Source organism: Cellulomonas wangleii (assembly GCF_018388445.1).
In the GTDB taxonomy this organism is placed as follows: Bacteria; Actinomycetota; Actinomycetes; order Actinomycetales; family Cellulomonadaceae; genus Cellulomonas; species Cellulomonas wangleii.
The window spans coordinates 1,248,115-1,271,716 of record NZ_CP074405.1 but is presented as its reverse complement, the minus strand read 5'-3'; the positions used below and the strand labels follow the sequence as shown (position 1 = coordinate 1,271,716).

Annotated in this window: 21 protein-coding genes; 7 read left to right on the top strand and 14 right to left on the bottom strand. The window is 77.2% G+C overall.

The features are described 5' to 3' along the window. Position 1: 1 nt before the first annotated feature. The 6 genes from gatC to KG103_RS05840 form a co-directional block, all read right to left on the bottom strand. Positions 2–298, bottom strand: a complete 297-nt coding sequence (gene gatC / locus KG103_RS05865; RefSeq protein WP_207340856.1) for an Asp-tRNA(Asn)/Glu-tRNA(Gln) amidotransferase subunit GatC — start codon at positions 296–298, stop codon at positions 2–4. A 111-nt stretch (positions 299–409) separates the two neighbouring features. Then, entirely contained in the window at positions 410–832 is a 423-nt protein-coding gene (locus tag KG103_RS05860) for a pilus assembly protein CpaE (RefSeq protein WP_207340857.1), read from the bottom strand. A gap of 135 nt (positions 833–967) precedes the next feature. Continuing rightward, a complete protein-coding gene (locus tag KG103_RS05855; RefSeq protein WP_249670818.1) occupies positions 968–2,341 on the bottom strand; it encodes a GNAT family N-acetyltransferase in 1,374 nt (457 codons plus the stop codon). Then, a complete protein-coding gene (gene ligA, locus KG103_RS05850; protein ID WP_207340858.1) occupies positions 2,338–4,833 on the bottom strand; it encodes an NAD-dependent DNA ligase LigA in 2,496 nt (831 codons plus the stop codon). The genes KG103_RS05855 and ligA overlap by 4 nt, the downstream gene beginning before the upstream one ends. A gap of 59 nt (positions 4,834–4,892) precedes the next feature. After that, complete coding sequence (locus KG103_RS05845; RefSeq protein ID WP_207340859.1) at positions 4,893–5,696, bottom strand: alpha/beta fold hydrolase; 804 nt, start codon at positions 5,694–5,696, stop codon at positions 4,893–4,895. Positions 5,697–5,698: 2 nt separating this feature from the next. Further along, positions 5,699–5,866: a hypothetical protein gene (locus KG103_RS05840; protein WP_207340860.1), complete on the bottom strand. Its 168-nt coding sequence runs from the start codon at positions 5,864–5,866 to the stop codon at positions 5,699–5,701. 61 nt (positions 5,867–5,927) lie between these two features. On the opposite strand from KG103_RS05840, the gene KG103_RS05835 reads away from it, so the two are divergent. The 4 genes from KG103_RS05835 (at position 5,928) to KG103_RS05820 (ending at position 8,671) form a co-directional block, all read left to right on the top strand. After that, entirely contained in the window at positions 5,928–6,575 is a 648-nt protein-coding gene (locus KG103_RS05835; RefSeq protein ID WP_249670817.1) for a TetR/AcrR family transcriptional regulator, read from the top strand. Positions 6,576–6,669: 94 nt separating this feature from the next. Beyond that, on the top strand, positions 6,670–7,350 hold the full coding sequence (locus KG103_RS05830) for a DUF4352 domain-containing protein (protein WP_207340861.1): 681 nt from the start codon (positions 6,670–6,672) through the stop codon (positions 7,348–7,350). Further along, positions 7,347–8,018, top strand: coding sequence for a hypothetical protein (locus KG103_RS05825; protein WP_207340862.1), 672 nt, complete (start codon positions 7,347–7,349; stop codon positions 8,016–8,018). The genes KG103_RS05830 and KG103_RS05825 overlap by 4 nt, the downstream gene beginning before the upstream one ends. After that, complete coding sequence (locus KG103_RS05820; protein WP_207340863.1) at positions 8,015–8,671, top strand: hypothetical protein; 657 nt, start codon at positions 8,015–8,017, stop codon at positions 8,669–8,671. Before KG103_RS05825 ends, KG103_RS05820 begins: the two co-directional genes overlap by 4 nt. 22 nt (positions 8,672–8,693) lie before the next feature. Here the strand turns inward: KG103_RS05820 and KG103_RS05815 are convergent, their stop codons facing one another. The 5 genes from KG103_RS05815 to KG103_RS05795 are packed head-to-tail and all read right to left on the bottom strand — an operon-like array spanning position 8,694 to position 13,851. Further along, positions 8,694–10,028 carry a hypothetical protein gene (locus tag KG103_RS05815; RefSeq protein WP_207340864.1) on the bottom strand — a complete coding sequence of 445 codons (1,335 nt, stop codon included), beginning with the start codon at positions 10,026–10,028 and terminating at the stop codon, positions 8,694–8,696. Between the two features lie 52 nt (positions 10,029–10,080). Then, positions 10,081–10,509: a hypothetical protein gene (locus KG103_RS05810; protein ID WP_207340865.1), complete on the bottom strand. Its 429-nt coding sequence runs from the start codon at positions 10,507–10,509 to the stop codon at positions 10,081–10,083. Next, on the bottom strand, positions 10,506–11,525 hold the full coding sequence (locus KG103_RS05805) for a uroporphyrinogen decarboxylase/cobalamine-independent methonine synthase family protein (protein ID WP_207340866.1): 1,020 nt from the start codon (positions 11,523–11,525) through the stop codon (positions 10,506–10,508). The genes KG103_RS05810 and KG103_RS05805 overlap by 4 nt, the downstream gene beginning before the upstream one ends. Continuing rightward, positions 11,522–12,646 carry a tRNA 2-thiouridine(34) synthase MnmA gene (mnmA, locus tag KG103_RS05800; RefSeq protein WP_207340867.1) on the bottom strand — a complete coding sequence of 375 codons (1,125 nt, stop codon included), beginning with the start codon at positions 12,644–12,646 and terminating at the stop codon, positions 11,522–11,524. The genes KG103_RS05805 and mnmA overlap by 4 nt, the downstream gene beginning before the upstream one ends. Next, positions 12,646–13,851, bottom strand: coding sequence for a cysteine desulfurase family protein (locus KG103_RS05795; protein ID WP_207340868.1), 1,206 nt, complete (start codon positions 13,849–13,851; stop codon positions 12,646–12,648). The genes mnmA and KG103_RS05795 overlap by 1 nt, the downstream gene beginning before the upstream one ends. Before the next feature lie 146 nt (positions 13,852–13,997). Here KG103_RS05795 and KG103_RS05790 point away from each other — a divergent pair, with 146 nt between their 5' ends. Next, a complete protein-coding gene (locus KG103_RS05790; protein WP_207340869.1) occupies positions 13,998–14,993 on the top strand; it encodes a phosphotransferase family protein in 996 nt (331 codons plus the stop codon). A gap of 34 nt (positions 14,994–15,027) precedes the next feature. On the opposite strand, the gene KG103_RS05785 is transcribed toward KG103_RS05790, so the two are convergent. Beyond that, positions 15,028–16,008: an electron transfer flavoprotein subunit alpha/FixB family protein gene (locus KG103_RS05785; protein WP_207340870.1), complete on the bottom strand. Its 981-nt coding sequence runs from the start codon at positions 16,006–16,008 to the stop codon at positions 15,028–15,030. 49 nt (positions 16,009–16,057) lie between these two features. Further along, positions 16,058–16,852: an electron transfer flavoprotein subunit beta/FixA family protein gene (locus tag KG103_RS05780; RefSeq protein WP_207340871.1), complete on the bottom strand. Its 795-nt coding sequence runs from the start codon at positions 16,850–16,852 to the stop codon at positions 16,058–16,060. Positions 16,853–16,955: 103 nt separating this feature from the next. Here KG103_RS05780 and glgX point away from each other — a divergent pair, with 103 nt between their 5' ends. Further along, positions 16,956–19,163, top strand: coding sequence for a glycogen debranching protein GlgX (gene glgX, locus KG103_RS05775; RefSeq protein ID WP_207340872.1), 2,208 nt, complete (start codon positions 16,956–16,958; stop codon positions 19,161–19,163). Between the two features lie 31 nt (positions 19,164–19,194). Next, positions 19,195–20,847 (top strand): FAD-binding dehydrogenase, encoded by a 1,653-nt coding sequence (locus KG103_RS05770; RefSeq protein WP_207340873.1) that lies wholly within the window; start codon positions 19,195–19,197, stop codon positions 20,845–20,847. Positions 20,848–20,860: 13 nt separating this feature from the next. Here KG103_RS05770 and glgP read toward each other — a convergent pair whose 3' ends face one another. Beyond that, a complete protein-coding gene (gene glgP, locus KG103_RS05765) occupies positions 20,861–23,479 on the bottom strand; it encodes an alpha-glucan family phosphorylase (RefSeq protein WP_207340874.1) in 2,619 nt (872 codons plus the stop codon). Between the last annotated feature and the right edge of the window lie 123 nt (positions 23,480–23,602).

Below are 23,602 nucleotides of genomic sequence, written 5' to 3'. Positions count from 1 at the left end.
GTCACTCCTCCCCGAGGATCTGCGGGACGAGGAACTTGCCGTCGCGGGCCGCGGGGGCCTGCGCGAGCACCTCGTCGCGGTCGAGCGGCGTGACCGGCTCGTCGGCACGGAACACGTTGGTCAGCGGCAGCGGGTGGCTCGTCGCGGGGACGTCCGGGGTGGCGACCTCGGACACGCGGGCGACGGACTCGACGATGACGTCGAGCTCGCCCGCCAGCCGGTCGAGCTCGGCCGGTGTCAGGTCGATCCGGGCCAGCGCGGCGACGCGCGCGACCTCGTCGCGGGAGAGGGTGGACATGGTCCGTGAGTCTAGTCGCGGGCGGGTGGCCGCCGTGGGCGCGTCCGCTGCGGGCCGCGCCCGTCGCGACCGGACGACGCCGACCCGGCGGACCCGCCGAGGGGCCGGCGGTCAGCCGACCCGCGACGTCGCCGCGCTGACCAGCGCGAGCAGCGCCTCGGCGTAGGCGTCCGGGGCGTCGTCGGCCGTGAACACCCGCTCGGGCTGTCCGACGAGCTCGACGAGCACCTGGTAGCGCCCGTCGGTGGACCGGGCGAGGCTGCGGAACGTGCCGCCCAGCAGCTCACGCAGCTGGTCCTCGCGCGGCAGCCACAGCGCGTCCTCCTGGCGGACGGAGTCCAGCGCCCACTCCGTCGTCCCGTTGAAGCCCAGGACGGTGCCCGTGGAGTACTCGTGCGCCTCGACGACCATCTCGGAGATGGTGAACACCTCGCCGCCCATGTCGGCACCGCGCAGGACGAACCTGTCGCCCGCCCGGGGGTGCCACTGCAGACCGGCGGCCTCCAGGGCCACGGCGTTGTCCGTCGAGATCATGCGTCCAGTATCGGCGTCCCGACGCCGTTCGGCCCGCCCGGCGGCGTCCTGCGCGCCGCCGTCGCGCAACGACGCGGGCGCCCGGCGACGCGGACGCCCGACCGCACGGGGACGCCGGGCCGCGACCGGGGCGGGTCAGCAGCCCGTACCGGCCGCGGCCCCGGGCTGCTCGCGGTAGGAGTACCGGTGCGCGGGCCGGAAGCCGAGCGTGGCGTAGAGCCGGTGCGCCGCCGTGTTCTCGACCTCCACCTGGAGGAACGCGCGCCGCGCGCCGGCCCGGCCGGCAGCCGCCAGCGCCTCCTGCGTCAGCGCCCGCCCGAGCCCTCGTCGCCGCGCGGCGGGAACGACCTGCAGGCACGAGAGCGCGACCCAGTCCTCGGCCTGCGCGGCGCGGATGACGCCGAGATCGGCGCCGTCCGCGTCCGTGGCCGTCAGGTAGAGCGCCGGCGCGCCGGTGACGATGGCGTGGGACGCCGCGCGCGCACCGCCCTTGCCGGCCAGCCACAGGTCGAGCCAGGCGTCGTCCGGTGCGTCCGCCACGCGGATGCGGACGCCGGCGATCCGGTCCGGGGCGTCCGGTCCGGAGCCCGACGTCGTGTCCGGGGCCGCCAGGTCCCGCACCAGCACGTCCGCGGCCGCCGCCTCGACGTAGCCGCGCGCTGCGAGCTCCGCCACGAGGCCCGCCGGGTTCTGCGGGTCCCCCACCCGGAAGACGGCCGGCCCACCGTCGGCCTGGTACAGCCGCTCGACGTGGTCGACCACGGCGGACAGGTCGGCGACGTCACCGAGGGCGATCGTCGAGCCCGCGCGGCGGGTGACGCCCCCGGACAGGCCGACGCGCCAGCCCTCGACGTCCACGACGCGGGGCGCGGGCCAGGTCGCGGCCTCGACGAGCGCGCCCGGGGCGTCGGGCGCACGCCACGTCAGGACACGCATCTGCACCTCGTCCGACCAGTCGCGCTCGGGTCGCGCGACGAACCCGAGCCGCGCGTACAGCCGGTGCGCGGCGTGCATGTTCTCGAGGGTCGAGAGGACGACGTCGCGCGTGCCGCGGCCGACCGCCTCGCACAGCGCGGCCAGGACCAGCCGCTCCGCGACCCCGGCCCCGCGAGCGGCAGGGTCCACCGCGAGCATCCGCAGCTCGACCTCCCCGTCCCGCGCGATCTCCGCGTAGGAGGACCCCGGGACCGCGAGGGTGATGGTGCCGAGCACGCGCTCGGCGGCCCCACCGCCGGGCGCACCCGGTGGTGGTGTCCCCGCGGGCCCGTCCGGCTCCGGGACGGCGGCGACCAGCACGGTGGCGTCGGACACGCGCCGCACGGCGTCGCGCAGCTCCGCGGCGTACCAGTGGTCGGCTTCGACGATCCCGTCCGTGACGTACGCGCGCGCGGTGACGTCGCCCACCTGCGGCACGTCGGCCGCGGTCGCCGGCCGCACCCGCACGGAGCCCGCCGGCCCGACGACACGGCCCCCGGCCGTCGCGGGCTGCGCGCCGCCGGGGGCGCTCACGCGCCGTCGCCGTCCGCGGAGCCCTCCGCACCCGGACCCGTCGCGTCGTCGGCCGGCGCCACGGCCGCCGGACCGCCCGCGAGCAGCGCCTCGAACCCCGCCTCGTCGAGGATCCGCAGCCCCAGCTCGCGCGCCTTGGTCTCCTTGGAGCCGGCGTTCTCGCCGACCACCACGAAGTCCGTCTTCTTCGACACGGAGCCGGAGGCCTTGCCCCCACGGACCAGGATCGCCTCCTTGGCGCCGTCGCGGCTGAAGCCGTCGAGGCTGCCGGTGACCACGACGGTCACGCCCTCGAGGGTGCGCGGCACGGAGTCGTCGGCGGCGTCCGCCATCACCACCCCCGCGGCGGCCCAGCGGTCGACGATCTCGCGGTGCCACGGCTCGGCGAACCAGTCCAGCAGCGACTGCGCGATCGTGGGCCCGACGCCCTCGACGCCCGCGAGCCGCTCGACCGCGGCCGCCCGCCGGGCTGCCCGCGGGTCCGGCACGGTCCCGCCGTCGCCGTCGGGTCCGCTCGCGACCTCGAGGTCGAGGGCGTCCTGCCGGGCGCCGTCGTCCGCACCCGCACCCGCGCCGGCGTCCGGGTCGACGACCTCCCGCAGCGCCGCCATCGACCCGAACTCCTGCGCGAGCGCCCGCGCGGCGGTCGGCCCGACGTTGCGGATGCTCAGCGCGACGATCGCGCGCCACAGCTCCTTGGTCTTCGCGAGGTCGAGCTGGTCCAGCAGCGTGCGCGCCGCCTCCGAGGGCTCCCAGTCGGGCAGCGTGCGGCCCTCGGCCTCCGCGGCGGCGCGCTGCGCCCTCGTGTGCTTGAGCGTGCGCCGGAACGGCGTGCGGCGGCGCAGCGTGCCGTCCTCGTCCTCCTTGGGCAGCCCGGTCTCGGCGTCGCGGACGACGACCTCGACCTCGGCGAGCCGCGCCAGGCTCGCGGTGCGCACGCGGTCGACCTCGTCCGGCGTCGCGTCCGGCCCGTACCCGACCAGGTCGAAGAGGTACGCCTCGTTGGGCACCGGGGGCGTCTCGGGCACCTCGGGCTGCGTCAGCGCCGCGGCGGTGACCTCCCCGAGCACCTCGATGTCGAACGCGCCGCGGGAGCCGATGTGCTCGAGGCGTCCGCGCACCTGCGCCGGGCAGCCCTGCGCGTTGGGGCACCGCAGGTCGACGTCGCCCTCGCGCATGGGCCGCAGGGGGGTGCCGCACTCGGGGCAGTCGGCGGGCATGTGCCACTCCACGCGCGGCACGTCGTCGCCCGGGGCCTGCGGGGCGGGGCCCACGATCTCGGGGATGACGTCGCCCGCCTTGCGCAGCACGACCATGTCGCCGACCCGCACGCCCTTGGCCCGCACCACGTCCTGGTTGTGCAGCGTGGCCTGGCGCACCGTGCTGCCCGCGACGAGCACCGGCTCCATGACGGCGAACGGGGTCGCGCGCCCGGTCCGGCCGATGCCGACCTCGATCGCCAGCAGGCGGGTGTTCACCTCCTCCGGCGGGTACTTGTACGCGATCGCCCAGCGCGGGGCGCGGCTGGTGGCACCGAGGCGCCGCTGCAGCGCGATGTCGTCGACCTTGACGACGATCCCGTCGATCTCGTGCTCCACGTCGTGGCGGTGCTCGCCGAAGTACGCGACGCGCTCCCAGACCTCGTCCAGGCTCCCCACGACGCGCGTGTGCGTCGACGTCGGCACGCCCCAGCCGGCCAGCAGGTCGTAGACCTGCGACTGGCGCGCGATGCCGGTGCCTCGCCCCTGCCCCCACGTCAGCGCGCCGATGCCGTGCGCGTACATGCGCAGCGGCCGCGTCGCCGTCACGCGGGGGTCCTTCTGGCGCAGCGAGCCCGCTGCGGCGTTGCGGGGGTTGGCGAACGGCGCCTTCCCGGCGGCGACCTGCGCCTCGTTGAGCGCACGGAACGCCTCGACGGGCAGGAACACCTCGCCGCGGATCTCGATGAGGTCGGGGTGCGTCGCGGGGTCGCCGGCGAGGACGTCGGGGATGGTCGGGATGGTGCGGACGTTGAGCGTGACGTCCTCACCCGTGCGGCCGTCGCCGCGGGTGGCCGCCCGCACCAGGCGTCCCTTCTCGTACAGCAGCGCGATGGCCAGGCCGTCGATCTTCAGCTCGCACAGGTAGTCCAGCCGGGCCGTGGTCTCCAGGTCCCGGTGCACGCGCTCCGACCACGCGACGAGGTCCTCGCGCGAGAACGCGTTGTCGAGCGAGAGCATGCGCTGCACGTGCTCGACCGCCGTGAAGTCCGTCGAGAACGTGCCGGCGACGCGTTGGGTCGGCGAGTCCGGCGTCCGCAGGCCCGGGTGCTCCTCCTCCAGACGCTCGAGGGCACGCATCCGCTCGTCGTACTCCGCGTCCGACGACGTCGGTGCATCGCGCACGTAGTACGCGAACTGGTCCGCCCGGACCTGCTCGGCCAGCTCCGTCCAGCGGTGGCGGGCCTCGGCCGGGACGTCGTGCTCGGGGGTCGCGGGGGTCACGTCGCTCACGCCCCCATCATGGCGTGCGGCACCCACACCGACCGACCAGTCCCGTCGGCGCCCGGCCCTCAGTCGTCCAGGACCGCGACGAGCCGCTCCGCGAACGCCGCCGGCTGCTCCATGAACCCGCCGTGCTCGCCGGGGAAGGGCGTGACGTCCACGCCGAGCAGCCCTGCGAGCGCGGCCGAGGTGGCGGCCGTCTCGAGCGCGGCCGACTCCTCCCCGACGCCCACCACGACCCGCTGCGCGCCGGCGCGCAGCGCGGCGACGTCGGGCAGCCACGTGGTCGTGCCGCGCAGCTCGTGGGCGAAGAAGCGCGCGCTGTCCCGCGCGAACCCCTCGTCGTCGTCCACCACGGGCGGCCCCTCGGCGTCGTCCTCCCAGCCCGCCGCGCCGGCGAAGGCACCCCACGCCGCGGCGACTCCGTGCTCGTGGAACGTCTGGACGACCAGCTCCGTGCGGGCGTGGTGCGTCGCCGCGTCGGGCAGGAGGCCGAGCAGCGGCGGCTCGTGCGCGACGAGCGTGCGGACGCGTCCGGGGTGCTGCTGGGCGAGCGCGAGAGCGGTCACCGCACCGCCACTGGACCCGAGGACGTCGGCCACCGGGGCGCCGAGCGCGTCGAGCAGGGCCGCGACGTCGGCGGCGCGCAGCTCGGGGGTCGAGTCCTGCGCCGGGTCGTCCACGGTGCTGCGGGCGATGCCGCGCGGGTCGTGGGTGACGACGGTGCGCCTGCCGGCGAGGGCATCGGCGACGTCGGCGAAGTACGCCGCACCCATGGGCGACCCCATGAGCAGGAGCAGCGGCCCGGTGCCCCGGACCTCGTAGGTGAGGCGGGCGCCGGGCACGTCCAGCGCGCGCACGTCGGCGGCCACGCTCAGGCCCGCCGCGCCGTCAGGTGCACCGCGACCTCGTCGCCCGCGGCGACGTTCACCGCGCGTCCCGTGCCGAGCACGTGGTGGGAGTCGGGGACCGTGAGGGAGGTGTCGAACGCGCCGTCCTTCTCGAGCGGTGCGGTGAAGGCGTGGTCCAGCGGTGACGACATCGTGGCCCCCTATGTCTACGGTGTGGACTTTCGGATATGTCCACACCGTAGACTTCAGGGTGTGACGAGCGCAAGAGGTACGTACCACCACGGTGACCTCCGGGCCGCGCTGATCGACGCGGGCGTGGACCTCGCCCGCGAGACGGGCGCAGCCGCCGTCGTGCTGCGCGAGGTCACCCGCCGCGCGGGCGTCACGCCGCGGGCCGCGTACCGCCACTTCGCCGACCGCGACGCCCTGCTGCGCGCCGTGGCGCGCGTGGCGCTCGGCCGCATGGCACGCACCGTCGAGGAGGGGCTCGCCGGCGCCGCCGACGGCGCCGCCGCCCTGACGGCCGTCGGCGAGGGGTACATCCGGTTCGCCCTCGACGAACCGGGGCTGTTCGACGTCGGGCTCTTCGCGATGGAGGACATGGCCGAGGTCGACGCACCGGAGGCCGGCGGCGGCGCCGGTCGCTCGCCGTACCACCAGCTGCACGACGCCCTCGCGCGGCTCGTCGCCGAGGGGCGGCTCGCCCCGGGGTCCGTCGACGGCGCCGCACTCACCTGCTGGTCCGGCGTCCACGGGTACGCGACGCTCGCGGCGCTGGGTCCGCTGCGTTCCCTGCCCCGCTCGGAGCGCGACGCGGCGGCGTCCGTCGTGGTCGCGGGCCTCGTGCGCGCCGTCGCGAGCGGACGCCCCGGCGGCGACGGAGCACCGACGGCTCCCTGACCCGGAGCGCGGTGCGTCACCCCCTCCCCACGTGCCACGACCTCACCCGCCGCAGCCCACCGTCACGCCGTCGCCCGCCCCTACACTCGGGCGCGTGTCCGGTCCCGCCGCCCCGCCCGACCTGCGCGCACGTGCCCGGCGCAGCGGCAGCAAGGTCGCTCGGCGCGTGCTCGACCAGCCGCTGCGGCGCATCGGTCTGGGCGGTGCCCTCGTGCTGCTCGCGGCGACGGCCGGCTTCGGTGGCCTGGAGGAGCAGACGCAGGACGGCCCCGAGGTGCTCACCGTCGGGACGCCGGTCGACGTCGCACCGTTCGAGCTGACCGTGCACCGCGTCGTGTGGACCACCGACCTGCCCGGCCAGTACCTGTCGGACGACGGCAACCGGTGGGTGGGCGTCGTCGCGACCGTGCGCAACACGAGCGACGCGGGCCTCCTGGGTACCACGCTGCAGGAGGCGCTGGTGCTCGCCGACGTCGACGGCCTGGTCGGACGTCCCGCAGGCGCCGCCACGCGGGCGACGTCCGTCGCGGTGCTCGAGGACGGCTCGTCGCTCAGCCCGGTGCAGCCGGGGCTGACGTACGAGGCCGCCTTCCTGTTCGAGCAGGACGGGGCCGCCGCACCCCCGACGACCGCGTCCGTCCTGCTGCAGCAGCACACGTGGCGCCGCGGCAGCCTCGACCCGACGCTCGCCTGGTGGGATCCCGCACCGGCCGTCCGCGGCGAGCTCGCCGTGCGTGAGGCCGTGTCCGACGCGGAGCAGGAGGGCGAGGCATGAGCACGTCCGACACGATCGCGGACACCCCGGTCGCCGGCGGCCCGGCGACGCCCGCGCCGCCCCGCCGCTCCCCCGCCGTGCCGCGGCCTCGAGCACTCGGCGCGGGCGCGGCGGTGCTGGCCGCCCTCGCCGTGGGCCACGTCGTCGTGACGGCCTTCCCCGTCGACGAGCGCGTGCAGGCGCCGTTCGTGCGCACCGCGGCCGTCGGGGAGACCGTCGAGCTGCGGTACGCACGGGTGACGGCCGGCGAGCCGACGGGCGCCGTGGTCCTCGACCCCGACGACGGCACGCTCCTGGCGACGACGGGGGTCTGGCTGACGGTGCCGGTGACGATCGACGCCCTCGGGCAGCCGCGTGCGCTCGGCTTCGCGGAGCTGCTGGGCGGCGACGGCCGCACGTACACCGTCTTCACGAGCGGCCGCTCCTCGTTCCTGCCCGGCACGGCGCAGCCCGGCATCGCCCGGTACGCGACCCTGCGCGTCGAGGTCCCGCCCGAGGCGGTGGCCGGGGCGCACCTGCGCCTGGGGCTCGAGCAGAAGGACCAGCGCCGCGACGACGTCGCCGACATCGACCTCGGGCTCACGCAGGCCGACGCCGACGCGTGGGCGGCCGCCGAGGACCCCGTGCTCGCGGGCCCGCCGTCCGACGCACCACCGGAGGAGCCGTGACCGCCGCCCCCGCGACGACCGCACCGGCCGCCCCGGGCACGCCCGCGCTCACCGGGTGGTGGCGCCGCAACCGGTGGGCGCTCGTCGCGCTGCCGGTCGCGCTCGCGCTCACGGCGGTCGCGGCGGGTGACCGGGTCCGCACGCTGTGGTGGGAGCAGGACCTGCGCCGTCCGACCACGGCGGCGCCGGGGGCGACCGTCGGGTTCCACCAGGACGTCGAGGGCGTGGGCCCGATCGACGTGCGGCTCCGGCTCGACGACGTCCGCGACGCGCCGCGCCTGCCCGAGGGCCTCGAGCTGCCGGCGGGCGCGCGTGCGGTGCAGGTCGACCTCACGCTGGAGGCCGACCCCGACGTCCCCCTCGTCACGTGCTCGCTCGCGGTCCGCGACGCCGCCGGCACGCGGTACGACTACGTCGCGATCGGCTGGGGCGCGTACCAGCCCGCGTCCCCGTGCGTGCCCGCGGACGCCACCGGGCCGTGGCCGTCGCTGGGCGACGACCTGGACGGCGCGCTGGGCGACCCCGACGCCCCGCCGCGACCCCGCACGTGGTCGGTCTCCCCGGTCGTCGTCGTGCCGCAGGACGTGCAGGTGGCGGACGTCGTGCTGTGGTGGCAGATGCCGGACCACGTGGTGCTCGGGGCGACGGGCTGACCCGACCTGCCCGCGCGACCCGTCAGACCGGCTCCGCCGGGGCAGGCTCGGCCGGGACGGGCTCGGGCGCCACAGTGGCGGCCTGACCAGCCAGGATGCGGTCCACGCCCGCCGCGAGCAGGGCGATCGTCATCGTCAGCCCCACGGCGGTCGCGACGGCCGACACCATGGGCGCGAAGGCCAGCCACGTGTCGACGTCCTGCGGGCCGCCGAGCTCGCGGGCGGCGAGGAGGATGCCCTCCTCGACCCGCGTGGCCACGAGGAAGGCGAGCGCGAAGACGAGCATCGGGCCCAGGCCCGCGACCGCGAGCCGGCGCAGCCCGTCGACGAGCGCGGTGAACCGGCCCTTCACGTCGCCGACCACCGGCGCCGCCGCCTCGCTCGTCCAGCGCCGCACGGGTGCCGGCACGCGCTGCCAGACGGCAGGCGCGACGCGTCGGGTCGGTGCCGGGGGCGCCGCGAGCCTGTGCCCGTACACGACGGCGCCGACGGTCAGCCACGCGAGCGGGATGACGACGAGGTCGTCCAGGTTGCCCAGCACGCCGACGACACCGTCGACGACCGCGTCGACCGGCCCGGCCACGGGCCCGAGCGCCTCGAGCACGGTCAGCCACCAGTCGAGCACGACCGCGACGGCGCGCCGGCTCTCGACCCACGCCCACACGTCGTCCAGCAGCTCGGTGGTGAACGCCGCGACGACCAGCAGCCAGAAGGCCTCGACGTACGCGCCAGCGAACGCCAGGGCGCGCACGTGGCTGCGGCCCTCCCACCGGCCCAGCAGCCAGCGCAGGACGACCGCGACCACCACGACGGCGACGAGCCCCCACCCGGTCGCGAGGTCGACGAACGACCCGTCGGCCCCGTCCCCCGTGAGCGAGAACCCGTTCTCCATGAACTGCCGGTACGCCGCGGTGTTGAGGAACCGCGCCCGGTCCTCCGCCAGGAAGCCGTAGGACGCGTACAGCGCGAGGAACGGCACGAACACCGAGGCCAGCACGTCGACCAGGCCGCGCTCGTGCCCCGACGCCGCGCCGTCCGGCCCCCGCGTGCGGCCCAGCGCGTCGAGCGCGGGCAGGTCCCTGCGCAGCACGTGCAGCATGGCGACGATCCCGGCGACCATGCTCAGCGGCGCGAGCACCAGCACCGCCCACCCGAGCGTGTTGTTGACGGCGGACGCGTTGACGGCGGCCCAGCCGGCCGCGTGCCGGCCGGCGACGGCCAGCAGCGCGATCACGAGCAGCAGGGGCCACGTGCGCACCCAGAGCCGCACGCCGTGGGCCACGACCGCGCCCAGGTCACGCAGCCAGGCCCGCAGGGCCGGGCGTGGTGCGGGGGCTGTGGTGGGGGCGTCGCTCACGGCGGACATCATGGCGTGCGACGTGCCCGCCGGGGGCCTGCGGCCGCGAACCTCACCCGGTGCCGGCGGCTCCCACGGGCCGGTCGGCCGGCACGTCACCGGACGGCGGCGCCGGGCGCCGACGGGCGGGCAGCAGCACCAGCACGGTGCCCGCGATCCCGACGACGGCGAACACGATCCCCCCGACGACGACCCCCGTCGGTGCCGAGGCGAGGACGACCTCGTCCCGCTCGGTCCCCGTCTCGCGCACGCACAGCGCACGGGCGGGCACGAGGTCGAAGCGGATGCGCACGTCGCTGTCGGTCTCGGAGGCGACGAGGCAGGGCTCCTCCCCGGTCGCGGAGACCCGCAGCGCGTTCACCCCCAGCCCGAGCCAGACTCCCGCGAGCGTCAGCACGCCCACGAGCGCCACTCCCGACGCGGCGAGCAGCAGGAGCGCGCGGCGGCGCGAACGGGGACGACGACGGGTGGGTGCGCTCACGACTCTGCTCTCTCGGCGACGATGCTCGCGGCGCGCACGAGGCCGGCGAGCGCACCGCGTGCGTCGTCGGGCGTGGCCCGCTCGGGTGGTGCGCCGGCCAGCAGGACGACGTCCCGCAGCGCGGCCGCCGGCAGGCCGACGCCCCGCCAGGGCCGCGTCAGCGCGTCCGCCTGCCCCACGACGTCAGGCCCGGCGCACTGCGACGACCGCTGGGCGGGCAGCTCGGCCCACAGGGACCGCCCCGACTCGACCAGACCCGCGACCTCCTCCCAGCCGCGCTCGCCGAGGTCCGCGACCGCCAGCGCCGCGCCGTCCGCCTCGGAGGCGCGGATCGCGCCGAGCGCCGACCACGACGCCCCGGGGTGCACCACCACGGCGGAGGCACCCGCGGCGCGCACGGTGTCCGCGACGGCGGTCAGACCGTCGGCGACCACCGGGAGCGGGACGCGCCGCAGCGGGGCCCGCCCGCTGAACGTCGGCACCACGCCCGCGAGCACGGCCGCGAGCAGCGGCTCGCGCAGCAGCACCCGCACGTCCGCGCCGGGCAGGACGCGCCGCACGTCCGCGACGCGGGCGGCGATGCCCTCCGCGGCCGACGCGACGGTGTCCCGCACCGCCCCGGGGTCGGACAGGATGCGGTCCCCGCGGGCCAGGTACACCTCGGCGGCCAGCGTGAACGGCCCGAGCACCGGCAGCACGAGCCCGCCGGGCCAGCCGTGGGCGGCCACCGCGAGCGCGTCGAGGTCCTCCCGCGCCAGGGCGCGGGCGCGCGCCAGGTCGCGGCCCGGCCGGTCGGCGAGCTTCCAGCCGTGCGGTCCGAGCTCGGCGGGCAGGTCCGCGAGCAGCGCGACGGCCGCACCGGTCGCGTCGCCCCAGGGCCCGCGCGCCGGCAGCAGCACGGCGAACGGCAGACCCACCACCTCGGCCGGGGTGTCCCCCAGGTCGCCGACGACCGTGGTCGCGGCCTCGAGCGCGTCCGTGCCGGGCCACGGCCCGACGCCGCTGACCGCGGTCACGCGGCGCCGTCCGATGCCGCACCGGCCAGGTCGGCGGCGGTGCGCGTCCCGGCCACGGTGGCCTGCCCCAGCACCCGGGAACCGTCGTACAGCACGAGGGACTGCCCCGGGGCGACCCCGCGGACGCCCCCGTCGGCGACGTCGACGGTCACGGACGCCGCGTCGGCGGCGAGCACCCGCGCCGGGACGTCGGCGCCGTGCGCGCGCACCTGGACGGTGCACGACGTTCCCGCCGACGGGACGGCACCGAACCAGACCGCGGCGTCCCCGCGGACGTGCGCGACGTCGAGGTGCTCCGCGGGCCCGACGACGACGCGGCGCCGGACCGGCTCGACCGCGAGCACGTACCGCGGCCGGCCGTCGGGCGCGGGGCGGCCCAGCGACAGACCACGCCGCTGCCCCACCGTGTAGGCGTAGGCGCCGTCGTGCGTCCCCACCACGGCACCGTCCTCGTCGACGATGTCGCCGGGCTGCTCCCCGAGCGCGCGGCGCAGGAAGCCCTGGGTGTCCCCGTCGGCGACGAAGCAGATGTCGTACGAGTCGGGCTTGGCGGCGACCGACAGGCCCCGCGCGACGGCCTCGGCGCGCACCTCGGCCTTCGACGTGACGTCCCCCAGCGGGAACACCGCGCGCGCCAGCCGCTCGGGGCCCATGACGGCCAGCACGTAGGACTGGTCCTTGGCCGCGTCGGCGGCGCGGTGCAGCTCGCGGACGCCGTCGGCGCCCTCGACCACCCGCGCGTAGTGGCCGGTGCACACGGCGTCGAAGCCGAGCGCGACCGCCTTGTCCAGCAGCGCCGCGAACTTCACGTGCTCGTTGCACCGCACGCACGGGTTGGGGGTGCGCCCCGCCGCGTACTCGGACAGGAAGTCCGCCACGACCGTCGCCTCGAAGCGCTCGGACATGTCCCAGACGTAGTACGGGATGCCCAGCACGTCGGCGGCGCGGCGCGCGTCGGACGCGTCCTCGATCGAGCAGCAGCCGCGCGACCCGGTGCGCTCCTGGGCGGGCGTGCGCGACAGCGCCATGTGCACGCCCACCACGTCGTGGCCCGCGTCGACGGCGCGGGCCGCCGCCACCGCGGAGTCCACACCGCCGGACATGGCCGCCAGCACGCGCATCAGGCCCCCACCGCCATCGACAGCCCCGCGGCCCGCGCCCGCTCGACCGCGCCGGGCAGCACGTCGACCACGGCGTCGACGTCGTCGGCCGTCGAGGTGGCGCCGAACGAGAACCGCAGCGCACCGCGCGCGTCGTCCTCGCCGACGCCCATCGCGAGCAGCACGTGCGACGGCCGCGGCACGCCGGCCTGGCACGCGGAGCCCGTGGACGCCTCGACCCCCGCCGCGTCGAGCAGGTACAGCAGGGAGTCGCCCTCGCAGCCCGCGAACGTCAGGTGGGCGTTGCCGGGCAGGCGGTGAGAGGCGTCGGCAGGGCCACGCAGCGTCGCGCCGGGGACGGCCGCCAGCACGCGCCGCACCAGGTCGTCGCGCAGCGCCCCGACGCGCGCGGCGTGGTCCTCGCGCGTCGTCACCGCCTCGTCCACCGCGGCCGCGAACGCCGCCAGCAGCGCGGGGTCGAGCGTGCCGGACCGCACGCCGCGCTCCTGCCCGCCCCCGTGCAGCACGGGGGTGAGGTCGAGACCGCGGCGCGCCAGCAGGGCGCCGGTGGCGCCGGGCCCGCCGACCTTGTGACCGCTCACCGTCAGCGCGTCGACCCCGGACGCGCGCAGGTCGACCGGGACCTGCCCGACCGCCTGCACCGCGTCCGCGTGCACGGGGACGCCGTACCGGTGCGCGAGGCCGACGACCTGCTCCAGCGGCTGCAGCGTGCCCACCTCGTTGTTGGCCCACATCACCGAGACGAGCGCCACCGCGTCCCCGTGCTCCTCGAGCTCGGCGCGCAGCGCGTCGAGGTCCACGCGACCCTCGCCGTCCACGGGCAGCAGCGCGAGCTCCGCGCCGGCGTGCTCGGCGAGCCAGAAGGCGGGGTCGAGGACCGCGTGGTGCTCGACCGCGGACACCACGACGCGCCGGCGCGACGGGTCCTGCGTGCGCCGCGCCCAGAACAGCCCCTTGACCGCCAGGTTGTCGGCCTCGGTGCCGCCCGCGGTCCACACCACCTCGCTCGGCCGTGCGCCCAGGGACGCCGCGACCTGCTCGCGGGCCTCCTCGACGGTCCGGCGCGCCGCCCGCCCCGCCGTGTGCAGCGACGAGGGGTTGCCGGTGCGCGCGAGCCCGGCCGTCAGGGCGGCGAGCGCCGCGGGGCGCATCGAGGTGGTCGCCGCGTGGTCGAGGTAGACCGCGCGGGTGCGGGGTGCACTCACCCCGACAGTCTACGAACGCCCGGGGTCCGCCCCGGGCGCTCACGTCCGCCCGGTTCGTCCGGATCCGCCCGTCCTCGGCCCACGTTCGCCCGCACGAGAGTGCCCGGAGTGCCGTGGACCGGTCCGGGATGCTGCAGGATGTGGGGGTGAGTGCCGACGACGTCATGGCGCTGCCGCTCGCCTTCGGCGGCCAGCGGCTGGACTGGCGTGACCTGCCGCGTGCGGTGCGCGAGCGCATCGAGACGCTGGCCGGTGCCCGCGTGACCGCCGAGATGTCGGCCACCAGCGGGTTCTCGCCCGGGTTCTGCGCGGTCCTGGAGCTCACCGACGGTCGCGCCGTCTTCGTGAAGGCCGTCTCGGCGGACCAGAACCCGCACTCGCCGGACCTCGCGCGGGCCGAGATCCGCGCCGCGCGTGCGCTGCCCCCCGAGGTGCCCGCGCCCGCGCTGCGCTGGTGGGACGACGACGGCCACTGGGTCCTGCTCGGCTTCGACGCGGTGCACGGACGGTCCCCGGAGCTGCCGTGGCGCTCGGACGACCTCGCGCTGGTGCTCCGCGCGCTCGACGACCTGGCGCGCTGCACCCCCGCGCCCGGCCACGACCTGCCGCGGGCCGACGACCTGCTGGCCGAGGACTTCACGGGGTGGCGCTCGATGCTGCGCGGCACGCCGCAGCAGCGCGAGCACGTGGCCGAGCTGCTCGAGGAGCCGGGCCGCTGGGCGCTGGACCACCTGGACGAGCTGGTCGCGTGGGAGCAGGACGCCCTGCGGGTGTGCGCCGGCGACTCCCTGGTGCACGGGGACCTGCGGGCGGACAACCTCATGATCGAGGACGGCCACGACCGCGTGTGGCTCATCGACTGGCCCCACGCGTGCGTCGGGGCACCGTGGATCGACCTCGCGTTCATGCTGCCGAGCGTCATGCTCCAGGGCGGTGCCGGTAGCGACCCGGCCGCGCTCTTCGCCAGCAGCGAGGCGGCTCAGGGTGTGGGCGCCGACGACCTGCGGTCGGCACTGGCCGGACTGGCCGGGTACTTCGCCTGGTCGTCCGCACAGCCGTCGCCGACCGGCATCCCCAACCTGCGCGCCTTCCAGGCCGCGCAGGCGGGTGCCACGCTGCGCTGGCTGCGCGACCTGAGCTGACCCCGCGGCCGCGCCGGCCCCGGTGCCGGCGCGCTCAGCCCTGCAGGCGACGCAGCTCCGCCGCCGCCTGCGGCAGCACCGTGAACAGGTCGCCGACCACACCGAAGTCGGCGATCTCGAAGATCGGCGCGTCGGGGTCGTTGTTCACCGCGACGATCGTCCCGGACGCCTGCATGCCGCCGCGGTGGTGCACCGCCCCGGACACGCCGGCCCCGATGTAGAGGCGCGGCGACACGGTCACGCCGGTCTGCCCGATCTGCGCGTCGTGCGCGATCCAGCCCTCGTCCGTGGCGACGCGGGTGGCGCCCACGGCACCCCCGAGCACGTCGGCCAGCTCCTCGACCACCGAGAAGTCACCCTCGGTGCCGCGCCCCCCGACCACCACGACGTGGGCCGAGCCGAGGTCCGGGCGGCCCGAGTCGGCGTGCTCGGTGCGCTCGACGAGGTGCACGCGGGTCGAGCCGGGGCGCACCTCGACCGGCAGGTCGACGACGGCCGGCGTGGACGGGACCGCGGCGTCCTGCGCGGTCACCGAGTTCGCCTTGACGGTGACCACCGCGCGGGGCGCGGTCACGGCGCACCGCGTGGTCCACGTGCCGGCCAGCACGGTCTTGTGCGCGACGACGCGCCCGTCCTCGAGCACGACGCCGTCGGCGTCCGTGACGACCCCCGCGCCGGTGCGCACGGCCACGCGCGCCGCCGCCTCCTTGTTCTCGAAGGAGGAGACGAGCAGCAGCACCGTGGCGCCCGAGGCCGCGAGCGCGGCCTGCAGGCCGTCGGCCAGCACGGCCGAGAGGTGCGGGTCGGCGTCGGCCACCAGACGGTGCACCGTGCTCACGCCCTGCGCCGCGAGCACGGGCAGCGCCCCGGCGACGTCCTCGGCACCGGCCCACACGCCGTGCACACCGGCGTCGCCGGCCAGCTCCCGCGCGAGGGTCAGCAGCTCGCGCACCGGCGGGCGCAGCGTGCCGTCGGCGGCGTGGTCGAGCAGGACGAGCACGGGGGTGGCGGTCACGGCGGGTCCTCCGGGTGGTGCGGGGTGACGGGGGTGGGGCGGGCCGGCGTCAGACGAGCTTGCGCTCGACGAGCCAGGCGGCCAGCCGGGTGCCGGCGTCGCCCGTGTCGGTGACGAGCACACGGTCCTCCCGCGGCGGGCGCGGCGCCGCCTCGAGCACCTGCGTGCGGGCGCCCGCGGCGCCGACCGTGGCGGGGTCGACGCCCAGGTCGGCGAGGGTCAGGGTGGTGACGGGCTTCTTGCGGGCCGCCATGATCCCCTTGAAGTTCGGGTAGCGCGGCTCGTTGATGCCGTCCGTGACCGACACCAGGGCCGGCAGCGGCGCCTGCAGCGTCTCGGTCGCGTGGTCCAGGCGGCGCGTGGCCGTCACGGTCCGCGCCTGCGGGTCGACGGTGAGCGCCGACGCCAGGGGCAGGGCGGGCAGGTCGAGCTCCTCGGCCAGCGCGGCCGGGAGCAGCGACGTCAGGCCGTCGAGTCCCGCCATGCCGGTGACGACCAGGTCGACCGGGGAGTCCGCGGCCAGGTGACGCACCGCCGCGGCCAGGACCGTCGCGGTCCCGATCGCGTCCGAGCCGGCCACGTCGTCGTCCAGCACGTGCACCGCCTCGTCGGCGCCCATCTGCAGGCCCTTGCGGACCGCGTCGACGGCGTCGTCCGGGCCCACGGTCAGCACGACGACCTCGCCGTCGTGCTCCTCGGCCAGCGTGAGCGCGGCCTCGACGGCGTTCTCGTCGAGCTCGTTGAGGGTGCCGTCACCGCCGTCGCGCACGACGCGCCCGTCGGGACCGAGCTGCCGGTCGGACTGGATGTCGGGGACGAACTTCACGCAGACGACGATCCTCACCCCCCGAACGTTACCTCCCGCAGGGCCCGACGCTCCCGGTCCGTGTCGCCTGCTGGAAACACCGCCGACACGGACCGGACCGTCCTGCTGGCACGATGTGGGGGTGACCGACCCCACGACGACCGGCCGAGCGCACGGGCCGTACCGCCTCGGCGTCCACGTCACCGACACGGGTGTCGACGTGGGCGTCCTCGCCCCCCACGCCACCGCGGTCGAGCTCTGCCTGCTCGACGGCCCCCTGGACGCCCCCACGGAGCGCCGCGTGCCGCTGTCGGGCCCGCGGCTGGGCCACTGGACCGCGTCGGTGCCGGGGGTCCGGCCCGGGCAGCGCTACGGCCTGCGGGCGCACGGCCCGTGGGAGCCCGCCTACGGCCTGCGGTACAACCCCGCCAAGCTGCTGGTCGACCCGTACGCCCGGGGCCTCGTGGGCGACCTGGGCTACGGCCCGGAGACGTACGGCCACGTCGTGGCGAGCGACCTGACGGGCAACCCCTACGGCCCGCCGGACGACCGCGACAGCGCCGCGCACGTGCCGCACGGCGTCGTCGTCGACACGCGTGCGCTGCCCGGGCCCGACCCGGCGGCCAACCGCCCCTGGACGCCGTGGTCGCGCACGGTCGTCTACGAGGCGCACACCAAGGGCCTGACCCGCCTGCACCCCGCCCTGCCGGAGGAGCTGCGCGGCACGTACGCGGGCCTCGCCCACCCCGCCGTGATCGACCACCTCCTCGGGCTGGGCGTCACCGCGATCGAGCTGCTGCCGATCCACGCGTTCACGTCCGAGCCGCACCTGGTGGCCAAGGGCCTGACCAACTACTGGGGCTACTCGACGCTCGGCTTCTTCGCGCCGCACGCGGCGTACGCCACGGCGGCGGCCCGCGCGGCGGGCCCGGCGGCCGTGCTCGCGGAGCTGCGCGCGACGGTCCACGCGCTGCACGAGGCCGGGCTCGAGGTGCTGCTCGACGTCGTCTACAACCACACCTGCGAGGGCGGCACGGACGGGCAGCACGTGTCCTGGCGCGGCCTGGACAACGCCTACTACTACGCGCACGGCGGCGCGGTCCCGGCGACGCTCGCCGACGTGACGGGGACCGGCAACTCCCTGGACTTCCGCCGCACCGGCGTGGTCCAAATGACCCTGGACTCGCTGCGCTACTGGGCGGACGTCGTCGGCGTCGACGGGTTCCGGTTCGACCTCGCGGTCACCCTCGGACGGGGCACCGACGGGTTCCGCGCCGACCACGCGACGTACGTGGCGGCGGCGACCGACCCGCGGCTCGCCGGGCTCAAGCTCGTCGCGGAGCCCTGGGACGTCGGCCCGGGCGGCTGGCGGACCGGGCAGTTCCCGCCGCCCTTCGCGGAGTGGAACGACAAGTTCCGCAACGCGGTGCGCTCCTTCTGGCTCGCCGACCCCGGCCGCGCCGCGCACGGCCTGCCCGGGGACCGGGTGCGCGAGCTCGCCACGCGCCTGTCGGGGTCGGTCGACCTGTTCGGCGGCGGGTCACCCGGCCTGGCCCGTGGCCCGCGCGCGTCGGTGAACTACGTGACGGCGCACGACGGCTTCACGCTGGCGGACCTCGTCGCCTACGAGCACAAGCACAACACCGCCAACGGCGAGCAGAACCGCGACGGCTCGGACGACAACCGGTCGTGGAACCACGGCGTCGAGGGTCCCGTGCAGCGCGACTCCCCCGCCGCCGACATCGCGCCGCTGCGCCGCCGGTCGCTGCGCAACCTGTTCGCCACGCTCGTGCTGTCCGCCGGGACCCCGATGATCACGGCGGGCGACGAGATGGGGCGCACGCAGCGGGGCAACAACAACGCGTACTGCCAGGACAACGAGATCTCCTGGGTCGACTGGGACCTGGCGCCGTGGCGGACGTCGCTGCTCGCGACCACCCGGCACCTCATGGCCCTGCGGCACAGCCACCCGGCCCTGAGCACCCAGACGTTCTACTCCGGGAGCCCCTGGGTACCCGGCGGGCCGCCGGACCTCGGCTGGTACGGCACGGACGGCGTCGAGTTCGACCACGCCCGCTGGCACGACGCGGGCGTCCGCACGTTCCAGATGGTCCGGGTCGCACCCGCACCCCACGACGACCAGGTGCTCCTCGTCGTCAACGGGGCGCTCGACGCCGCCGAGGTGCGGCTCGTGGCGGGCGACGAGCGGCCGTGGCGGCTCGCGTGGGACTCCGTGTGGGAGCACCCGTCCGAGGTCTCGACCGTGGCGATCTCCGGCGGCCTGCACCCGCCGGGGGGTGCGGTGACGACGGTCGAGCCGCTGAGCATGCGGGTGTACGTGCGCCCCTGACGCCGGCCCTCGGCGGCGGTAGCGTGCCGCCATGACGCACCCCCACGACGTCGTGGTCGTCGGTGCCGGGCTCGCGGGCCTGGTCACCACCGCCGAGCTGCTGCGGGCCGGGCGCCGCGTGCTCCTGCTGGACGCGGAGCCGCCCGCGGGCCTCGGCGGGCAGGCGTGGTGGTCGTTCGGCGGGCTGTTCCTGGTCGACTCCCCCGAGCAGCGGCGTCTGGGCGTCCGGGACAGCGCCGAGCTGGCGCTCGCGGACTGGCTCGGGTCGGCGGCGTTCGCCGACGACGGGTCCGACCGCTGGGGGCGGGCCTGGGCGGAGGCGTTCGTCGAGTTCGCCGCCGGGGGGATGCGGTCGTGGCTGCACGGCCAGGGCGTGCGCTGGTTCCCGCTGGTGCAGTGGGCGGAGCGTGGCGGTTACCTGGCCGACGGCCACGGCAACTCCGTGCCGCGGTTCCACGTCACGTGGGGCACCGGTCCCGCGGTCCTCGAGCCGTTCGTCCGGACGCTGCTGGACGGGCACCGCGACGGGCTCGTCGAGGTGCGGTTCCGCCACCGGGTCACCGCGCTGACCACGACGGACGGGCGTGTGACCGGCGTCCGGGGGGACGTGCTGGCACCCGACCGTGCGGCCCGCGGCGTGCCGTCGTCGCGGGCCGTACTGCGTCCGTTCGAGGTCGACGCCCCCGCTGTGGTCGTGGCGACCGGGGGCATCGGTGCCGCCCACGACCTGGTGCGCGCCACGTGGCCCGTCGCGGCCGGCCCCCTCCCGGCGCGCCTGCTCTCCGGCGTGCCCGACCACGTGGACGGCTCCGGCATCGCGGCGGCCCGCGCGGCCGGCGCGCACGTGGCCCACGCCGGCCGCATGTGGCACTACCCGGAGGGCGTCGCCCACCACTCCCCGGTGTGGACGGCGCACGGCATCCGGATCCTGCCGGGACCCAGCTCGCTGTGGCTGGACGCCGACGGCCGACGGCTGCCGGCCCCGCTGTTCCCCGGGTTCGACTCCCTGGGCACGCTCACCCACCTCACGTCGCACGGGCACGACCACTCGTGGTTCGTGCTCGACCGCACGATCCTCGGCAAGGAGCTCGCACTGTCCGGCTCCGAGCAGAACCCGGACCTCACGGGCCGTGACCTGCGGCTCCTGCTGCAGCGCGTGCGTGCGGGGGCGGTCGGCCCGGTCGAGGCGTTCGCGCAGCGGTCGCCGGAGTTCGTCACGGCGACCACACCGGTGGGCCTCGCGGCAGGCATGAACGCGCTGACGGGCACGGACCGCATCGACCCGGACTCGCTCGCCGCCACGATCGCGGCGCGTGACGCCCAGGTGGCCACGGGCCTGGGCAAGGACCTGCAGGTCGTCGCGACCGCGACAGCCCGCCGGTACGTCGTCGACCGGGCCGTGCGGGTCGCGCCGCCGCACCGCCTGCTCGACCCGGAGCACGGGCCCCTGTACGCCGTGCGGCTGTCGGTCCTCACCCGCAAGACCCTCGGCGGGCTCGCCACGGACCTCGAGGGGCGCGTGCTGCGCCCCGACGGGGAGGTGCTGCCGGGGCTGTGGGCGGTGGGCGAGGCCGCCGGGTTCGGCGGTGGCGGCGTCCACGGCCACCGGGCCCTGGAGGGGACGTTCCTCGGCGGCTGCCTGTTCACCGGACGCACCACGGGGCGCGCCCTCGCGGCCGGCTGAGCACGCCGTCCGGTCAGCCCGCGGTCGCCACCAGCCCGGTCGCGGCCACCGACGTCAGCGCGTCGTGCCGGGGCACCACCCGCACGGTCCACCCGAACGGTCCGGTGCGCGTCAGCCCGACCTCCCCGACGTACGCGTACCGCCCGTCCCCGGCCCGGCCGTCGCCGTCCGGCTCCGCGCCGCCGGCGCCGACCGGCTCCGCGTCGGCGCCGCCGTCCGGCGCGCCGGGGGCGGGAGCCACCGGCGTCAGGGCCGCGACGTGCAGGTCCGTGATCTCGTCGTCCGGGCCGACCGGCCCGTGCAGCACCTGCACCGCGACGTCGTCGGGCAGCAGGCCGCCGAGCGTGACCGACGCCCGCACGCGCAGCACGTCACCGACCCGCGGCGGCGTGCCGGCGCCCGTGACCTCGACGTCGTCGACGGCGACACCCGGCCACGCGGCCCGGACCCGCGACCGCCAGCCGGCGAGCGCGACGGCACTGGCGAGGTCGTCGGCGGCGAGGGCCGCGCCCGCCGCGGCGGCAGGCGCGTAGAGGTGCGCGACGTGGTCGGCGACCATGCGCGTCGCCTGCACCTTGGGCGCGAGGCTGACGAGCGTGCGTCGGACCGTCGCCAGCCAGCGGCGCGGCAGCCCGTCACCGTCCCGGTCGTGGAAGCAGGTCAGCACCTGCTCCGCGAGGAGGTCGTGCAGAGCCGCGGCGCGCTGCGACGTCGCCTCGTCACCCTCGTCGGGCGCGGGCCGCGGCAGCGCCCAGCCGTCCTCGCCGTCGTACCACTCGTCCCACCAGCCGTCGCGCACCGCGACGGTGAGGACGCCGTTGAGCGCCGCGCGCATCCCCGACGGGGTGCTCGCCCCCGACGGGTCCACGGGCGTGTCGAGCCACACGTCGCAGCCGGCATGGAGCGCGCGGACCACGTCGCACGAGGCGTCGGTGAGGACGACGAGCCGGTCGCCCAGGTCGGGCCGGTCCGCGAGCGCGGCGAGCCCGGCGGGGACGCCGCCCGGCGGGGCGGCGACGACCAGGCGCACGGGGCGGGCCGCGTCGAGCAGCAGCGCGACCAGGCGCTCCGGGTCGGCGAGGAGCAGGTCCAGGGGTGCACCCGACGACGGCCGGTGCACCACTCCCACGGTGAGCACCTCGTCGGCACCGGGCGCCGACCCGCGCGGTCCGTCCGCCCCGCCCGGGAGCAGGTCGACCAGCCGCGCGCGCAGCCGACGACGGAGCTCCCAGAGCTCCGCGTCCTCGACGGGCCCGCCGGCGTCCCAGCCGGCGCCGGTGGCCAGGTCGCGCGCGCTCATCCGGCGGGCGCCCAGGTCCGTCACCTCGGGCGCGACCCACGTGGGCGCGTGCACGCCGGCGGTGACCGAGCCGATCGGGACCTCCTGGGGGTCGAAGCCCGGCCACAGGTCGGCGAAGGCCTCGCGGCACGCGCGGCCGTGGCGGCGGGAGTCGCCGCTCGCGCGGTCGGCCAGGCGCAGCGCGAGGACGGCGGTGTCGACGGCGGTGTCGACGGGGGTGCCGACACCGTCCCCGGCGCGTGCGCCGAGCGTCAGGACGTCGGTCACGGGCAGGTCGCCGGCGGGGTCGAGCGCCGCGAGGTGCTCGGCCACCAGCGCGCCGTCGAGCAGCGTCGCCGGACCGGGGACCTGCACGGCGAGGACGGACGTCGCCCTGACCAGCTCGAGCGCGACGTCGTACGTCGCGCCGCCGGCGACGAGCTCGCGCACCCGCTCCAGCCCGACGAACCCGGCGTGCGCGCCGCCGGCGTGCACCACCTCGGGCTGCGGCGCACCGGTGAGACGCGCGTGGGCCCGCACCGCCCGCAGCCCGCCGACCCCCCGCAGCAGCGCCCGCTCGAGCCGACGGTCCGCGGCGGACCCCGCAGCGGCACGCGCCCCGGCCGCCGTGGTCCCCGGCGTCGTGGGGTCCAGCAGCAGCACGGGGACGCGCCCGGCACGGGCGACGCGGACCCGGGCGCCCAGCGCACCACCCCCGGGGGTTGCGACCTGCACGACGACCGGCGTCCCGTCGGGCTCCCGCAGCAGCGGCGCGGCGCCGCCGTCCCGAGCGGCCGACCGGGTCGCGCCAGGGCCGGTGTCCCGGGTGCCGTCCGTCGCCCCGCGCGGCAGGTCGTCGACCAGCCCGACGGCGACCAGGGGGACGCCCAGGTCGGACGCCGCGCGCAGGTGGTCGCTCGCGAGGGCCTCCAGGCTGTGGGGGGCCGGGTCGCCGGGTGCCGGGGCGTTCGGCGCCGGGTCGTCCGGCGCGGCTGCGGGGGCGTCGTCGGGGCCGGGCGGGAACCACGCGACGGCGGCGGGCAGCGCGGCCCCGCTCTGGCCCTGGTACCACCGTGGTCCCGTGCGGTAAGCCCGCAGGTCGGCCGCCGCCGCCCGGACGCGGGCCACCAGCGCGGGGTCCGCGGCGGCGGCCGCGAGCCGCTCCGGCTCGAGCGCGTCGAGCAGGGCGGCGGGGTCGCCTCCCACGCGGGACCAGGCCGCCGGGTCGAGGTCGGCGAGGACGGCGCGCGTCGGCGGGTGCCAGGCCCACCGCAGGTCGTGCGCGAGCTCCTCGAGCTCGGCCAGCGGTGCAGGCAGGAGGGTGCGGACGGTGAACCGGCGGATGGCTCTCACGCGCGCAGACTACGCAGAACGGACGGATCGCACAGCGGTTCTGGACGTCCGACCCGGACGCCCGTCCGGCTTCCCGACCGCGAGCCGGGGCCCGCGGCGCGGCGCGGCGGCCGACGCGCCGCC

Coding starts and splice junctions, on each gene's coding strand:
- KG103_RS05825 (WP_207340862.1), top strand. CDS start 7,347: ATGAGCACGTCCGACACGATCGCGGACACCCCGGTCGCCGGCGGCCCG.
- gatC (WP_207340856.1), bottom strand. CDS start 298: ATGTCCACCCTCTCCCGCGACGAGGTCGCGCGCGTCGCCGCGCTGGCC.
- KG103_RS05860 (WP_207340857.1), bottom strand. CDS start 832: ATGATCTCGACGGACAACGCCGTGGCCCTGGAGGCCGCCGGTCTGCAG.
- KG103_RS05770 (WP_207340873.1), top strand. CDS start 19,195: ATGACGCACCCCCACGACGTCGTGGTCGTCGGTGCCGGGCTCGCGGGC.
- KG103_RS05840 (WP_207340860.1), bottom strand. CDS start 5,866: ATGTCGTCACCGCTGGACCACGCCTTCACCGCACCGCTCGAGAAGGAC.
- mnmA (WP_207340867.1), bottom strand. CDS start 12,646: ATGCGCGTGCTGGCGGCCATGTCCGGCGGTGTGGACTCCGCGGTGGCG.